At 60.9% G+C, this 16024-nt stretch carries 11 protein-coding genes; 5 read left to right on the top strand and 6 right to left on the bottom strand.

The window, feature by feature from the left end:
• The 3 genes from GKA01_RS07510 to GKA01_RS07500 all read left to right on the top strand — a co-directional run bounded on the left by GKA01_RS07510 (position 1) and on the right by GKA01_RS07500 (position 3684).
• On the top strand, positions 1 to 891 hold the full coding sequence (locus GKA01_RS07510) for an EamA family transporter (protein WP_146860954.1): 891 nt from the start codon (positions 1 to 3) through the stop codon (positions 889 to 891).
• Positions 892 to 996: 105 nt separating this feature from the next.
• On the top strand, positions 997 to 1431 hold the full coding sequence (locus GKA01_RS07505; RefSeq protein ID WP_146860951.1) for a DUF2946 family protein: 435 nt from the start codon (positions 997 to 999) through the stop codon (positions 1429 to 1431).
• 114 nt (positions 1432 to 1545) lie between these two features.
• Positions 1546 to 3684 carry a TonB-dependent receptor gene (locus GKA01_RS07500; protein ID WP_146860948.1) on the top strand — a complete coding sequence of 713 codons (2139 nt, stop codon included), beginning with the start codon at positions 1546 to 1548 and terminating at the stop codon, positions 3682 to 3684.
• 31 nt (positions 3685 to 3715) lie between these two features.
• Here the strand turns inward: GKA01_RS07500 and dld are convergent, their stop codons facing one another.
• The 5 genes from dld to ileS all read right to left on the bottom strand — a co-directional run bounded on the left by dld (position 3716) and on the right by ileS (position 11519).
• Positions 3716 to 5446: a D-lactate dehydrogenase gene (gene dld, locus GKA01_RS07495; protein ID WP_146860945.1), complete on the bottom strand. Its 1731-nt coding sequence runs from the start codon at positions 5444 to 5446 to the stop codon at positions 3716 to 3718.
• 81 nt (positions 5447 to 5527) lie between these two features.
• Positions 5528 to 7387, bottom strand: a complete 1860-nt coding sequence (mutL, locus tag GKA01_RS07490; RefSeq protein ID WP_244289182.1) for a DNA mismatch repair endonuclease MutL — start codon at positions 7385 to 7387, stop codon at positions 5528 to 5530.
• Between the two features lie 87 nt (positions 7388 to 7474).
• Entirely contained in the window at positions 7475 to 8047 is a 573-nt protein-coding gene (locus GKA01_RS07485; protein WP_062030712.1) for a DUF3035 domain-containing protein, read from the bottom strand.
• A gap of 77 nt (positions 8048 to 8124) precedes the next feature.
• Positions 8125 to 8649: a signal peptidase II gene (gene lspA, locus GKA01_RS07480; protein WP_146860939.1), complete on the bottom strand. Its 525-nt coding sequence runs from the start codon at positions 8647 to 8649 to the stop codon at positions 8125 to 8127.
• Entirely contained in the window at positions 8649 to 11519 is a 2871-nt protein-coding gene (gene ileS / locus GKA01_RS07475; protein WP_146860936.1) for an isoleucine--tRNA ligase, read from the bottom strand. The genes lspA and ileS overlap by 1 nt, the downstream gene beginning before the upstream one ends.
• Before the next feature lie 182 nt (positions 11520 to 11701).
• Here ileS and GKA01_RS07470 point away from each other — a divergent pair, with 182 nt between their 5' ends.
• Entirely contained in the window at positions 11702 to 12667 is a 966-nt protein-coding gene (locus tag GKA01_RS07470; protein ID WP_244289181.1) for a TraB/GumN family protein, read from the top strand.
• Positions 12667 to 13446: a tetratricopeptide repeat protein gene (locus GKA01_RS07465; RefSeq protein WP_146860930.1), complete on the top strand. Its 780-nt coding sequence runs from the start codon at positions 12667 to 12669 to the stop codon at positions 13444 to 13446. Before GKA01_RS07470 ends, GKA01_RS07465 begins: the two co-directional genes overlap by 1 nt.
• Here GKA01_RS07465 and GKA01_RS07460 read toward each other — a convergent pair.
• A complete protein-coding gene (locus tag GKA01_RS07460) occupies positions 13440 to 15845 on the bottom strand; it encodes a TonB-dependent receptor (protein WP_146860927.1) in 2406 nt (801 codons plus the stop codon). The genes GKA01_RS07465 and GKA01_RS07460 overlap by 7 nt on opposite strands.
• Between the last annotated feature and the right edge of the window lie 179 nt (positions 15846 to 16024).

The following is a 16024-nucleotide window of genomic DNA, read 5'->3' as shown; positions in this document are numbered from 1 at the left end:
GTGTCATCACCGGCCAGCTCCACGGAATCGAATAGCCAGCTCAAGGCCGTCGGATGTCTGATCGGAGGAATTTCCTCCTTTCAGGTCGGCGCAACGCTCGCGAAAGGACTGTTCCCGCTGTTTGGCCCGACCGGCATGGTGGGACTGCGCGTCTGTCTGGCGGCTGTGATCCTGCTGTGCATCTGGCGGCCGACGCCAGGCACGCTGACGGTCGAGCGGCTAAAGCTGCTGCTGCCCTATGGCGCTTCTGTCGCGATCATGAATTTCTGCTTTTACGTGGCGCTGGTGCGGCTGCCATTGGGTGTGGTCGTTGCTCTTGAGTTCACCGGTCCCCTGACACTGGCACTGGTCGGCTCCCGCCGTTGGCTGGATCTGTGCTGGGCAGGGCTTGTGGTTATGGGGCTGTTCCTGCTGCTGCGGCCCGAAGGACCGACAGCGGGTCTGGCGTCGCTCAATCTGTTCGGCGTGGCAGCGGCCCTTCTGAGCGGCTGCGGCTGGGTAGTCTATATCCTGACCGGCACGCGGATGGGGAAGATCTTCCCGGCCCCTGTCGCCACGACACTAGGCATGAGTACCGCGGGAATTTTGCTGCTGCCCTGCCTGATCCCGACGATCCCGACGGTCCTGACCCATCCCTGGCAGGGCGGAGCGGCGCTGAGTGTGGCGGTCCTGTCTTCAGCAGTGCCGTATATTCTGGACATGATGGCCATGCGGACCCTCAGTCCGCGCGACCTGGGGATCCTGCTGAGCATGGAGCCAATGCTGGGCGCTCTGTCAGGATTCGTGTTTCTGCATGAGGCCCTGTCCGCAATGCGCTGGATGGGCGTACTGTGTATTGCTGCCGCCTCAGCGGGGAATGTACTGACTGGCCGACAGAAGTCTCTGCACTGACGCAACACAGATCCTATAATCGGCTCAAAACAGGCAGAAACATAGGGTCGGGACGTATTTCGCACTCTTGACCGACGCGGGAGGCGCGCGCCAGATGCCGGTGTCATGTCTCGCCTCTTCTTCCCCTCGAACCGACGGTCCGGTCTGTCTGCGCTTGCAGTCATCGCCATGGTTCTTCTGGGGTTTCTAGGGCAGCTCGTTCTTCAGGGATGTTCCTACCCCGAAGAAAGTCCCCGGGCGACGATCGAGCGCTTGACGGGCATCGACATTGCACCATCCCCCATGGTGATGACAGAGCAAATGGCCGGGCCGATGCCCGGCATGACCGCCGGACATCAGCATCATCACCATTCGCATGACGGTACCTGCCCGCTCTGTCCGCTGTTGCAGCTTCTGACGGTCATTCTGGTCAGTCTGCCTGTGCTACCAGCCTGTGGGATCATAGGACGTCAGATCCGCCAGACGCCTGGTGCACCGCGTGCGCCTCCCTCGATCTGGCGACTGCTTCCCCCTTCCCGAGGGCCACCTCACCTCGTCTGACCCCCATTGTGGTCATGGCGGAAGACGAAACTGCCTGCGGTCTGTCTCTTTCGGGACAGCCTGCGGAGCATGATCCGCCGTGACTGGTTTTCAGATCAGTCGAGGATGTGGATCATGCTCCCCCTTTACAGGACCCGCACTGACGCAGGTTATGCGCGCCCGTGCCTGACGGCCATTTTCTTTACCCTGAGTACCTTTTCAGGAGCATCCGCACAGGATGCCCTCTCTCAGCCGGACTCCGTCGAGTCTGCCAAGACCGAACAGTTGAGCGTCATCGGCGTACACCAGCCCCAGACAAGCAGCGCGGATACAGCGCATCTTCTGGACCATGCGCTCGGTTACAGCACCTATTCCGCAGGCGGCGTCTCCGCCCTGCCTGTCCTGAACGGCATGGCCGACGACCGGGTGGCGACGCTCGTGGACGGCATGCGGATTGATGCCGCCTGTCCGAACCATATGAATCCCGCCATGTCTTACGTCGATCCGGACAGCGTCTCGCGTGCCGTAGCGATTGCGGGGATCACGCCCGTGAGTCTGGGCGGAGACAGTATCGGCGGGACCGTCGAGATCGAGCGCAAAGACCCGCTCTTTGCCAAAACGGGCAATATCCTCGTGACTGGGCATGTGCGGGGGGATTATCGCAGCAATGGCGGCGGTTCGGGGGCTTCGGGGTCTTTGACGGTCGCCAATGACATGTTCAGCCTGCGCTATACGGCCTCTTATTCCCATGCCAGCGACTATCAGGCAGGCGGGAGCGGGCAGCGCGTGCGCTCCACCGAGTATCTGAGCTTCAACCATGCCGTGACGTTGGGCGTGAAGAAGGCCAACCATCTTCTGGCCCTGACCTTCGGTCAGCAGGATATCCCCTATGAAGGTTTTCCCAACCAGTACATGGACATGACCAACAACCGCTCGACCTTCGTGAACGGCAAGTATAAGGGCGACTTCAACTGGGGCACGCTCGATGTGCGCGGCTCCTGGCAACGGGTAACGCATGTCATGGACATGCTTTCGGACAAGGGCGGGCACAGCGCGACCACGGGTATGCCAATGAACACGGATGCGCGAACGGCGACCTATGCAATCAAGGCGACTATTCCGCTCGGGCTGAAGCACACGCTCAAACTGGGCAGCTCCTTCGACCATAACGGACTGAACGACTGGTGGCCGCCGCTTCAGGGCAGCATGATGATGGGGCCGGGCACCTATCACAACATCAACAACGGCCATCGGGACCGGCTGGGTCATTTCGCGGAATGGGACGCGCAGTGGCTGCCCCGCTTTTCCACACAACTCGGATTCCGCAACGATCTGGTGATGATGAATACGGGCAAGGTCGCGCCCTATTCCTGGACAGGGATGATGTCCATGGCCGATGCGATGGCTGCGGAGCGGTTCAATCAGGCGTCACGCGGGCGCACGGACGTCAATTTCGACGTGACCGCAACAGGACGTTGGAAGCCGCTGGACAGCCTGTCCATCGAAGGCGGCTATGCCCGCAAGACGCGCTCGCCAAACCTGTATGAACGTTATGCCTGGGGCATGGGCAGCATGGCGACACGGATGATCGGCTGGTTTGGCGATGGCAACGGTTATGTGGGGAACCTGAACCTGTCGCCCGAAGTCGCCAATACGGCCAGCGTCACGGTGGACTGGCATGATCCGAACCCGACCCAGCGCTGGGATCTGAAGATCCAGCCGTTTTATACCTACACGCACAATTACATTAACGTCCGGCGGTTGAGCCGCTTCTCAAACGGGCTGTCGATGCTGAAATTCGTCAATCACAATGCCCAAAGCTACGGCATCAACGCCTCAGGCTCCGTGCGCCTGTGGGACAAACGAGCTTACGGCAGGGGCGAGTTGGTCGGGAATATCAACTGGGTGCGCGGTGTGGATCTGGTCACGCATTCGGGCCTGTATCACCAGATGCCTGCGAATGGCCTGATCGGGCTCCACGAGACCTATGAAAACTGGACAGGTCGCGTCGAGGTGACGCTCGTGAAATCCAAGAACACCGTGGACTGGCTGCGCAACGAGCCCCGCACGCCCGGCTATGCTCTGCTGGGGCTTGGGGGAAGCTATCGCTGGCGGTATTTCACGCTCAATGCCGAGCTCGCGAACGTGCTGAACCAGCGATATTACCTGCCGCTCGGCGGTCTCTCGCTAGGAGATTACGACGCTACGGGTGTTCTGGGGCCGTTGCCGGGAATGGGGCGGTCTTTCAACATGAACCTGACCGCCGCATTCTAAGGGGAGTCGGACCGCAACAGAACCGAGAGCGTCAGACGCTCTCGGCAACCCAGTTCCGGGTCTTGGGCGCAAGGCCAATGCCGGGGTTGAAGCAGTTGCAGGGATCAAGGCTGCGGTAATGAGCGACCATCTCGTCCGGCGCCTTGTAGAGATGCCCGACATTATGTTCCGCCGGATAGCGCGCGCCACGGGCGTCCAGTCCGGGGAGCATGTCGTGCTCCACCTGCATGGCGTTGTAGCCCTTTTTGATCACGTAATCCTGGTGCATCACGTGGCAGAAGAAATGACCGTAATAGAGTTTGACGATGATCTTGTCCTCGATCTCCTTCGGCAGAACCTCGAACCATTCACGATCATTGCGGCGCAGGGCGACATCAAGCGCCACGATATCTTCGGCCGTTTTCGTGTGGATTGCGCGGTACCGCACAGCAGCACCGGCCGCGGCAAAGCGGTGCAGGAAGGCAAGCTTGCCTTCTTCGGGCGTACATTCGAAGAAAGCGCCCCCCGTGCCTGAGGCCCACTGTTCCAGATAGGTCCGAACAGGCCCAGTCATGGAGGCCGAGACCTTGAGCATCAGGTGATGCTCGAAACGGTCACGATACTCACACATGCGCTTGGGGAGCTGCTTGGGCAGGAAACGGCTGAGGAACTGCATCGCCAGATCGCTGAAATGGTCGGACAGGAATGGCAGTTTCTGCGCGAAAACGTCGAAGCGGGACTTCATCGAGAAAAATTTCGGCAGGTATTTCGTGCCGAAATAGCGAATGACCGCAAACGTGTCCTTACCGTATTTCTCGGCGATGTCGAATGCATCGCGGTGCAGATACTCACCGGCGATCGGCAGTTCGTCGAAATGGGTCAGGGCATGACGGCGGAGGTCTTCAAGATCGGACGTGCTGTTCGTTCCGATATAGAACACGGCCGGATTTTTGTCCGCCTCGAACGTATCCAGACGCACCGCAAACACGACCAGCTTACCCGCGCATCCCGCAGCTTCATACCAGCGGCTGGGATCGGCATTGAACCGGGCGGGCGTATCGGCATCCACATCACGGATATGGGTGGCGTAATTTTCGTCGTGACCGCGTCCGGCGTTCCAGTCGATGGCTGGTTCGGGCAACTGTCCCGTCTGCACGGCGGCGAGGATCTGCTCCGGATTGCCGTCCAGACGGATGCCGAGATGATTGACGAGATGCAGTTTGCCGTCCGCACCCATCTGGCCGAACAGCGCCATTTCGGTGAAGGCCGGACCACGCTGGATCAGCGCGCCGCCGGAATTGTTGCTGACACCGCCCAGAACCGACGCACCGATACAGGACGAGCCGATCACGGAATGCGGTTCACGGCCGATGGCGGCAAGCCTGTCTTCCAGATCGTGCAAGGTGGAGCCGGGTAGACACACGACCTGCCGCCCCTCGCCAATCAGGTGGATGCCGTCCAGACGGTTCGTGCTGATGATGACCACGCCCCGGTCATAGTCGTTGCCGTCCGGGGTGGAGCCGCCCGTCAGGCCCGTATTGGCGGCCTGCATGATGATGATCCGTCCAGACTCGGCGCAAAGCTTCGCGGCACGCCACAATTCGACAAGGCTGCCCGGTTGAAGCACCGCCACCACGTCTCCCATGCCGAAACGAAATCCCTTGCGAAAGCGATAAGTCGCTTCTGGCGAAGTCAGGACGTGGCGTGAACCGACGATGGAGCGGAAAGAGTGGAGAAGAGAGTCATTACTGACCTCGAAACTGTCTTGGAGTGACGCTGACATTCTGTTGTCTTTCCTGCCGCCAAACGGATCTCCGCCGGTCCTAACATGGTGATGCAAGAAATGACTCTTCAAGGCTACGTGCTATTTAACGCGCCCAAAAAGACGTTCAAGTTCACGTCGAGTCAGTCTGAGCCATGTCGGACGTCCATGCGAGCATGTATTTGCACGTGGTGTGCGTTCCATCTCCCGCAACAGCGCATCCATTTCTTCAGGCTTAAGCCGACGACCTGCGCGGATGCTGCCATGACATGCCATGCGCGCGAGAATGGCATCCAGATGATGCGCGAAACTTCCAGTACTGGCGGCGTCCAGATCCGGATCGTTGGCCAGTTCGTCAGCAACGTCCTTCAGAAGGCCCTGAATGTCCTGCGCGCCCAGAAGAGCCGGAACCGACCGCAGCAGCACACTGCCAGGACCGAAAGATTCAAGATCGATCCCGAGTCTGGCCAGATCCTCCACCCGCGCCATGAGAGCCTCGGCCTCACGGCGGGGCAGATCCACCACTTCGGGCAGGAGCAGGGCCTGCGCACGCAGCGTACCGCCGCTTGCATATTGTTCGCGCAGCCGCTCATGGGTCAGGCGTTCATGAGCCGCATGCTGGTCCACGAGGATCAGGTCGCCATCGGGCGCCAGCGCGAGAATGTAGGTGTCAAAGACTTGCGCGATGGACGCGCCGAGCGGGAATGCTGGATCGAGTGCCTCAGGCTGCTGCGGGGCGCGGGCTGCCGGGGCGAAAGCCGGGTCCTTTTCCGCGAAACCCTGACGAGGGACAGCTTGCGGGGTTTGGGGCGCACGCTCAGTTCCTGACGTCGAGGCAGTAGGCAGACTGGCCTGTAACGGGAGCGACGTCAGCGTCTCGCGGGGTTCCGGCGGGCGCGGCGGATAGACAATGGAAGAACGCGGGGCGAAACTTGCGTGAATGCCGCCTCCGCCCTTCGAGCCATGCCCCAGCGCCCGACCCAGACCACCGATAACGAGGGAGCGGATTTCGGCTTCATCGGCGAAACGGAGTTCCGTCTTGGCGGGATGGACGTTCACGTCCAGACGCTCCAGCGGCACTTTCAGATGCAGCGCCATGACCGGGAAACGGCCACGCTCAATGACGGGACGATAGGCCACGCGAATGGCGGTTCGCAGCATCGGGTCCGTCACCGGGCGATTGTTAACCAGAATGAACTGTCCCGATCCTGTCGCGCGGGTTCGGGCCGGACCACAGGCAAAACCCGACAGGCGCACCGCACCGCGCTGTTCGTCGAGCGGGATCAGGGTATCGGGCGTGGTATCGAGGATGGACGCCGCACGACTGATCGGGCTCTGTTCGGGCAGGTCGAACAGGACCTTGTCGTCCAGCAGGACACGCATGGCGCAATGGGGAGCGGACAGGGCCAACCGCCGCATGACGGACTCGGCATGCCCGCTCTCAACGCGCGCGCTTTTAAGGAATTTGCGCCGCGCCGGGGTGGCGAAGAACAGGTCCGTTACGACAATGCGCGTGCCGACCGGGCCGGAAGCGGGTTGTGGCGGGGTAATGACGCCGCCATCAACGCGGATGCACCAGGCGGTGTCGGCATCGGGCGTGCGGGACGTGATGGAGAGCCGCGCGCTGGCGCCGATGGAGGGCAGAGCCTCTCCTCGGAACCCGAGCGTCCGGATCTGGACGAGGTGGTCGTCCTGAAGTTTGGAGGTGCAGTGCCGTTCGACCGCCAGTTCCAGCTCAAACGGACTCATGCCGCAGCCATTATCCGTAACGTCGATCCGGTCCGTCCCGCCTGCACGCAGCGCGACCACGATGCAGGTTGCGCCGGAATCAATGGCGTTTTCGACCAGTTCCTTCAGCGCAGCGGCAGGACGTTCGATGACCTCACCCGCTGCGATCAGGTCGATGACATGACCGGACAGGCGACGAATCGTGGGGCGGGGAAAGGACGGGGCCTCGGTCACGATGCCTCCTCATCGTCCGGAGTGGAGCCGGACGGCAGACAGGGCCATTCCTTCTGCCCCGTCAGGGAGCGGAAGGAACAGGCATACTCAGAGAACGCCGAGGAAGGCTTTCTTCTTACGAACCGTCGGAGTTGCGCCCGTTGCGGGGTTGCGACCCAGAGCCGAGTTCTCGCGGATGCGACGGTTTTCGCCGTCACCATCGACGACGGACCCGGCATTGCCGCCTTTCCAGAACATCAGGTTGTCTACGAAACCGGCATCGGCCGCGCCGAGTTCGGCATTGTTCGGCGCATTGGCGGACTTGTCCACCTGTCCGACCAGTGCAGTCTGACCCGTGCTTCCCTTACCGGAATCCGGGTGCAGGGCCGTGTCCGGCGAAAGCGTTTCGAGCGCCTGCATGCGCGGGCTTTCGTCCGGGCGATGGGCATCTGCGGCACCAGGGAGCTGCATCTGCTCGGAAGGCGGCATCGACAGCGGCGCGCGCGTAGTAACGGTATACTCATCGGGCATAGCCCGTTCGAGACCGATCGCGCGTGACACATCGGCGCCCGAGCAGCCCGAAAGCAACAGGCCGACGGAAGCCATGGCACCCATCTGAACACTGAGACGGGCAACGAAAAGACGGTTACGACGCATGGAGGGCCCCTGGGACGCGATCATGATTGGAACACTCCTACAGTCCGCGCGGCGCGGGAGCAAGGCCGGAGCAGAGCGTGGAAACAAGTTCCGCCAGCGTATCACTTCGCGCTCGACGCTCTGGCGGCCTGACGTTCCGCAAGAAGAGAGTCGATCAGCCAGACAATGACGCCACAAACGATCCCTGAATCCGCGACATTGAAGACATACCATGACCAGCCGAACGCATGGGCGTGCAGAAAATCCACGACCGCGCCATAGCGCAGGCGGTCAATGACGTTGCCGATGGCACCCCCGGCGATCGCGCCACACGACGCCGCCACCAGCGTGCGCTTCGTGCGCGTCAGCGTCCAGACCAGAAGCCCCACCGCGATCAGCGAGACAGCACAGAAAATCCATGGCCCCCGGCTGCCCAGACCGCCGAACATTCCGAAAGTCACGGCGTGATTCCAGACCATCGTGAAGTTCAGGAACGGCAGGATCTCGACCGAACCGCGATCCGGCAGATGATAAACATACAGGATCCAGTCCTTGCTGGCCTGATCCAGAACAAGGACCAGAAGCAGCAGAACGAAGCCCAGAACCATGCGTCCCGCGCGGCTCATACCGTCATGCCACAGGGACATCAGGCGCTCACCACATCGATGCAGCGGCGGCACAGGGCCGAATGTTCGGCATTTTCGCCAACTTCCGGCAGGACTTTCCAGCAGCGGGCGCATTTATGGCCCGGCGCACGCTCGACCTGCGGGCCGCCATGAGCCGTGTCGCCCGGCAGCAACTCGGTTTCGGCATGGGACGTGATGAGAAGTTCGGCCCAGTCGAGACCGCCCAGAATTCCGGCTTCTTCCTGCGACAGTGGCAGCGTGACGCTGGCTTCGAGCGAGGAGCCGATCGTGCCATCACGGCGGGCTGTTTCCAGCTCGGTCGTGACCAGACGGCGATAGGCTCGGATGTCTTCCCAGCGATTGCCAAGTTCGGGGTCGTTCCATTCGGCGTCCGGCTCGAAAAACTGCGCAAGATGCACGCTGTCGTTCTCGCCGAAGCGGGCCTGCCAGGCTTCTTCCGCCGTGAAGACAAGAACAGGCGCCAGCCAGGTGCAAAGCGCACGATGCAAAACGTCCAGAACCGTGCGGGCCGCACGGCGCGTCGGATCAGATTTGGCGTCGCAGTAGATCGCGTCCTTGCGGATGTCGAAATAGAACGCCGAAAGATCGGTAGTGCAGAACCCGTGCAGCGCCGGATAGACGCCCACCCACTGATGCGTTTCGACCGCGCTGGAGATCAGGCCACGCAGTTCGGACAGCCGGTGCAGGATATACTGCTCCAGCGGCGGCAGATCAGCATACGGCACGGCCTCTTCAGGCACGAAGCCATCAAGCGCGCCGAGTAGCCAGCGCAGCGTGTTGCGCAGGCGGCGGTAAAGCTCACCCTGCTGCTTGAGGATTTCCTGTCCGATGCGAAGATCTTCGTTCGTGTCGGAGTTCAGGACCCACAAACGCAGGATGTCCGCGCCGAGGCTATCAGTCACGTCAGACGGGGCCACGACATTGCCCAGCGATTTGGACATCTTGCGACCCTGCTCGTCCATGACAAAGCCGTTGGTCACGAGCGCCTTGTAAGGAGCAACGCCCATCGTGCCGACGCTTTCCAGCAGGGAAGACTGGAACCAGCCGCGATGCTGGTCCGAGCCTTCGAGATAGACGTCGGCGGGGAAGTTCAGCCCCTCCTGCCCCAGATCGAAGCGATGGGACGAACCACTTTCGAACCAGACATCCACGATGTCGAAGACCTGTTCGTAATCGGCAGGATTGCGATCGGCGCCAAGGAACACGGCCGGATCGGCCTCATACCAGACATCGGCCCCCTTCTCACGGAACGCATCGACGATGCGTTGCATAACAGTGGGGTCGCGCAGGACCTCGCCGGTGCGCTTTTCAACGAAGACCGCGATTGGCACGCCCCAAGCGCGCTGGCGGGAGATACACCAGTCGGGACGCTGCTCGATCATGGAAGTCAGGCGACGGCGGGCCGCTTCGGGAACGAAGGTAACGTTGTCCAGCGCGCTCAGGGATTTTTCGCGCAGCTTTGTCTCGCCATCCATCGCGATGAACCATTGCGGCGTGGCGCGGAAAATGATCGGGGCTCTGGAGCGCCAGGAATGCGGGTAGGAATGGCGAACCAAGCCGCGTGCCATAAGGCCGGTGGCGGGCGCATCATCATGTTCGGCGGACTGGCGGGCTTCCGTCAGCAGGTCGCAGACCGGATCGGCGGCCTTGAAGACGTGAATACCGGCCAGATGCGGAACCCACGGAGCGTAACGACCATCGTCTTCAACCAGTTCGGGGACTTCGATGCCGTACTGGCGACAGAGCGCAAAGTCGTCCTGACCGTGCGACGGGGCCATATGGACGAGGCCCGTACCAGCATCGGTCGTGACGAACTCGCCCGGCAGCATCGGCACGTCATATTCGTAGCCACGACCACGCAGCGGATGAGCGCAGACCGCACCTTCCAGGGCGGTGCCCGGAAGAGTGTAGAGCGTATGATGGGCGGTGATCCCGGCTTCCGTGCAGAACGCTTCCACACGGTCTTCGGCTACCAGCAATTTTGCGCCCTGCGGGACGAGGCTGGTTTCGTTCGTCTCGTCAATGCGCAGGACGACATAGGTGATGTCCGGGCCATAGGCGAGCGCGCGGTTTGCCGGGATAGTCCAGGGCGTGGTCGTCCAGATGACGGCCGAAACACCGCTCAGGGCCTGGGCGGGTGTGGGGTCCTTGATGACCGGGAAGGCCACGAAGATCGTAGTGGAATCGATGTCGTGATATTCGATCTCAGCTTCGGCCAGGGCGGTCTTCTCGACCGGACTCCACATGACGGGACGCAAGCCACGATAGAGGCTGCCATTGAGCAGGAACTTGCCAATTTCATCGACGATCTTGGCTTCGGAGCTGAAGTCCATCGTCACATAACGGTTGGCCCATTCGGCTTGTACGCCAATACGCTTGAAGTCTTCGGCCTGTTTCTGGACCCATTCGGCGGCGTACTGGCGGCACTCGGCGCGGAACTGGAGCAGCGGCACCTGATCCTTGTCCTTGCCGGCCTTGCGATACTGTTCCTCAATCCGCCATTCGATCGGCAGGCCGTGGCAGTCCCAGCCCGGAAGATAGCGGACTTCGTAGCCCGACATGCGATGGGCGCGATTAACCACATCCTTCATCACCTTGTTCAGGGCGTGTCCGATGTGAATATGACCGTTGGCATAGGGCGGGCCATCATGCAGCGTGAAGACGGGGCGTCCCTTCCCGGCCTCGCGGATCTTTTCGTCCAGCCCCATCTCGGCCCAGCGGGCGAGCGTCTCGGGCTCACGCTTGGGCAGGCCACCGCGCATCGGAAAGCCGGTGCGTGGGAGGAACACGGTATCGCGATAGCGGTCCTGCTGTTCCTTGAAAGCGGCGACAGAAGGATCAGGGGTCTGGTCGGAGGGGCTGTTGGACATCAGGGACGGGCCAGTTTCGGTCATTCACACAAAAGTAGGGACCATATGGAGATCGCGGGCCAATCCGGTCAAGTGCGGGTTGCGGAGCAGCCTTGCACAAGGCTCGTAAGCCGGGCGGGTTGCGGGGTCGGCGGGAGTAACGGATGATGGGGAATATGAGGCTTTTTCCAGAAGGCATATCCGTGCGTAAACGCCATCTCTTCCAGTCTGTCGCCATGCTTGTTCTGGGCTTCTGTGCGACGGGGGGAGTCTTCGCGCAGGCGCCCCGTTGTCCGGCGGCAGCGAGCGTGCCGGACAAGGCCCGGATGGGAGAGATGTTCAGGACGGCGCCGGACCGGGGCTTTTTATGGAAAGTGACGAAAGACGGCCATTCGTCCTGGCTGTACGGCACGCTGCATGTGGCGAAGCAGGACTGGCTGATGCCCGGTCCGCTGACGCGGGCTGCGATTTTACAAAGCAGCGAAGTGGCGCTGGAGCTTGATCTGAACGCCCCCGAGACTGCGACCAGCTTGCGCCAGCCCGAAGATGCGGTGCGATGGGCGCATCTCGTGCAATCCGGACGCAAAGCTAAGGTAGATGCGCTCATGGACCAGCAATGTGTGCCAAGTGCAGCGTTCGCGCATGTAGCTGTGGGCGTGGAAGCAGCAGGCGTCGAGGCGCTTTCAGCGCGCAGGGATGGATATTATCCGGATTATGCCGTGGATGCGGTGCTTCAGGGCATGGCGGGCAGTCTGAAAAAACCGCTGATCGGGCTGGAGACGGTACAGATGCAGCGTGACCTGCTGATCGGCCCGAATCAGGCGGATGAAGATGCGTTCATCGACGGCATCATCAAGGGCGTGTCATCGGGCAAGACACAGACTGAAAACCGGCGGCTTGCTGAAATGTGGGCGTCCAGCGACGTGAAGCGGCTGGATGCGTACCATGAGTGGTGTGACTGCCTGAACACCGCGCAGGAACGGCGCTTCATGTCGCGACTTCTGGACGATCGGAATGCTGGAATGGCTGCAAAGATTGCAAAGATCCATGAAAGCGGAACCTCGCTGTTCGTGGCAGTGGGGTCCCTTCATATGGCGGGGCCAAAAGGACTGCCCGCTCTTCTGCGGAAGGACGGTTTTACGGTCCAGCAGATCGTGCCGGCACTCTGATGAAGCGGATCGTTCGGAAATTTCTGGGGCGCAAATCCCGTCCCCGTCGTCCTGAGACCCCTGCCCTGCCGCCGCAAATCGAGCAGATCCGGCAGGAGGCGCTGAAGGGTCAGCATCTTCAGATCGTGCAGTGGGGACAGGTACTGCTGGACAGCGTGCATGTTCCGCGCGATCCGGCGGGTGCGCTGGAGTGGTTCACGATCGCGGCCAGTGCCGGGTTCGGGCCGGGGCACAACATGCGCGGTCGGTGTTTCCAGTTCGGCTGGGGCTGCGAGAAGGATCTGCAACAGGCGGCGCAATGTTACGCTGCCGCTGCCGCTGCGGGCGACGAATGGGGCCGGTACAATCTGGGCATCCTGACCATGCGCGGGATTGGCATGGACGCGGATCTGCCGCGGGCGCTGGATCTGTTCCGCACGGCCGCTGGTCACGGTCATGCGAAATCCATGAACCTCTATGCGCGGTTTCTGGAAGAAGGCTGGGTCGTACCGCAGGACCGGGCAGCGGCGCTGGACTGGTACCGGAAGTCAGCAGAAGGCGGCGATTACCGGGGGCAGCACAATTACGCGACGGCGCTCGTAGATGCGGGGAAGGTCGAAGAAGCGCTGGACTGGTGGCGTCAGGCGGTTGTGGATGCGACGTCCGACATCCTGCTGGCGATGGACCAGAAGCTTACGGCGCTGGGGCTGAAAGGCGATGCGGACCTGCTGGAGCGGGTCCGAGCGCGCCTGAAGGAGATGGGAATTGCTCCTTCAGGCGAGGCTGTTTCGGCTCAGTAATTCGCCGAAAGATTGAAGAGGAAGGACCGTCCGACAGCCGGAGTGGCGCGATCGCTGAACAGGTTGCTGTAGTTCAGACGGTTGTCGAGGTTGTAGCCGTTCATGGCCACGCGCCAGTGCTTGCCGAAATTATGTGAAACGACGGCATCCCACTCCATGGTCGCAGGCACCCAGCCCGTATTGGCGGCATTCAGATAGACGCCATCACGCCATGTCAGGCCACCGCCGAAGGTGACGTTCCACGGGCGATTAGGCGCGATCGTGTAGGTGGACCAGATCGTAGCGGAATTTTTCGGAGCGTACTGGATACGCTTGCCGACATTGGCCGCTGTCTGGGACCAGACGGTTGTGGCATCGTAATAGGCGTAGGTTCCGATCATCGTCCAGTTCTTCAGAATCTCACCCGAGACGCTGAGTTCGACACCCTGGTTCCGCTGACGGTCGCTGGAAGACGACACATTCCCGGTCGAAGGATCGGTCATGAGGGCGTTGCCCTTCTCCAGACGAAACACGGAGGCCGTAAAACCCATCCGACCGTGGAAGGCGTTATACTTCGCACCCAGTTCGTACAGGCTGCTGCGTTCGGGACTGAAGCCCTGCGTCGAGGATTTCAGGGGTTCGGAACTGTTCGTCACATACAGGCCAAGCGGCGTAGTGGACTGCGCCCAGTTGAAATAGACCATAAGATCGCTGGTCGGTGTGTACATCAGGCTGACGGTCGGGTTGAACGTATCCTGCTGCTGTCCGTAAGACACTCCGGCACCTGTGGTTCCGCCATTGGCGGAATAGTGGCTATCCCAGTGGTCCCAGCGGAAGCCCCCACGGATCGAGAATTCCGGAAGAAGCCACATCTGTTCGGAGAAAAAAGCACCGACATCGGTGGCATCGCCTGTCTTGTACATGGCATGACCAACACCAGAAATGTTCACAAGATTCCCACTATACTGACCAAGCGTGCCGAGCAGCAGGCCGGGCTGCGTGGCGGAGGGATTGATCAGGCTTGTCGTATCGGTCCGCGTGCCGTTCTGGCCATTGAAATTATAGGCGTAGTTGGTGCGCCGGTCATAGATATGCGCGATGTCGACGCCCGCGATGATCTGATGGCGGATGCCGCCTGTGGAAAATTTCGCGACGCCCGAAAAGACGTTCTGCACGGACCAGTCATCCTGCTGGTATGGTTCTGGACCGCCCAGATGACCGCGCCGGTTGATGGTCGCAGCCTCGGGATTATTAAAATAATTGGCCACGCAGGTTGTATCGCAGCCGGGCTGTGAAGCGGAGAAATACCGGCTGTACATGCCGCCGCGCAGGTCGTCATACAGCGTGATATGCTTGTTCAGGTCGAATTTCAGACGACCGGTCAACATGTCCACGTTCGAAGCATCCTGATCGTAGGTCGTGCCGTACCAGTTGTTGCGGTTCAGGCCATATTCCGTCAGGGGCTTTGCAATCTGCGTGCCCGGCTTGGTCCCGACCGGTACGCCATAATCCGGCACGCGGTTGTCCGTCTGATGGAAATATTCCAGCGTAAACGTCGTGCGCTTCCCTAGACCGAATGCGATCGAGGGTGCGATACCCCAGCGGTGCGAATAGACGTTGTCACGGCCGACAGTATTGTTCTCGTTCCCCATGCCAGTGATGCGGATGGCCGTGGAGTCCCCGATCTGTTTGTTGAAATCGAGCGTGCCTCGGTAGTAGTCCGCCGAGCCGCCTGAGAAGCTGCCACCATAGCTGTCGCCGAGATGGGCGACTTTGGTGCTGATATTGATGGCACCGCCCGTGGTGCCATTACCGAAGACTTCGGAAGAAGGTCCCTTGATGACCGAGACATGATCGTAATCGAAGCTGTCGCGTGTATAGACGCCGAAATCGCGCAGGCCGTTTTCGTAGATGTCGTTCTGGGCCTGAAAACCGCGGATGAGAAACTGGTCGCCCGCCATCCCGCCCTCACCCTCGCCAACGGAGGCTGTAATGCCTGGCACGTTGCGCAGGGCTTCGTCGAGGGATTTGACGTTCTGCTGCTGCATCAGGAGTTGGGGGACGATATTGATCGTCTGCGGGGTATGCAATGCGTCTTCCGGCATCCGGCTCAGACCCATGGTCTCATGCAGAATGTTCATGGGCGCAGCAGTGACTTTGAGGTGCTCGGTTTCCTCGGGAGCAGCCGTTATGCCTGCATTGAGGGGACTGGCCTTCGGAAGAGGCTGGATCGGGCTGGTATGTGTCGCTTCAGCTGGATGTGCATCCTTGGGATTAACTGCATCTCCCTTGGGCACGGGATGGCGTCGAGCTTTGTGGTGATGCCGGGCCTCGTCCGCATGTGCGGCAGAACAGACAAGTGTGAGACTGGCCGCGAGAGAAAGCCGACCTAACGGGCGACGGGAAGCTGGGGACGACATCGGGTCACGATCCTGTAAACGACATTGATGCAGTCCTTAAAATGTTAATGCGACTCTTTCTCAATACGAATTCTGCAATATTGCGAAAGATTCGCATTCTCTACGTCGGATCGTGGCATAAATGACACAAAAAGACACACCTCTCCCCTGACGGGGCGAATGGCAAAGAACAATAAAGA

This window comes from Gluconobacter kanchanaburiensis NBRC 103587, assembly GCF_007988905.1.
GTDB lineage: Bacteria > Pseudomonadota > Alphaproteobacteria > Acetobacterales > Acetobacteraceae > Gluconobacter > Gluconobacter kanchanaburiensis.
This window is presented reverse-complemented; position numbering and strand designations above follow the sequence as displayed.

Bases quoted from the DNA above. Each gene is read 5' to 3' on its own strand.
- GKA01_RS07505 (WP_146860951.1), top strand. From the start codon at position 997: ATGTCTCGCCTCTTCTTCCCCTCGAACCGACGGTCCGGTCTGTCTGCG.
- GKA01_RS07500 (WP_146860948.1), top strand. From the start codon at position 1,546: ATGCTCCCCCTTTACAGGACCCGCACTGACGCAGGTTATGCGCGCCCG.
- dld (WP_146860945.1), bottom strand. From the start codon at position 5,446: ATGTCAGCGTCACTCCAAGACAGTTTCGAGGTCAGTAATGACTCTCTT.
- GKA01_RS07485 (WP_062030712.1), bottom strand. From the start codon at position 8,047: ATGATCGCGTCCCAGGGGCCCTCCATGCGTCGTAACCGTCTTTTCGTT.
- lspA (WP_146860939.1), bottom strand. From the start codon at position 8,649: ATGTCCCTGTGGCATGACGGTATGAGCCGCGCGGGACGCATGGTTCTG.
- ileS (WP_146860936.1), bottom strand. From the start codon at position 11,519: ATGTCCAACAGCCCCTCCGACCAGACCCCTGATCCTTCTGTCGCCGCT.
- GKA01_RS07465 (WP_146860930.1), top strand. From the start codon at position 12,667: ATGAAGCGGATCGTTCGGAAATTTCTGGGGCGCAAATCCCGTCCCCGT.
- GKA01_RS07460 (WP_146860927.1), bottom strand. From the start codon at position 15,845: ATGTCGTCCCCAGCTTCCCGTCGCCCGTTAGGTCGGCTTTCTCTCGCG.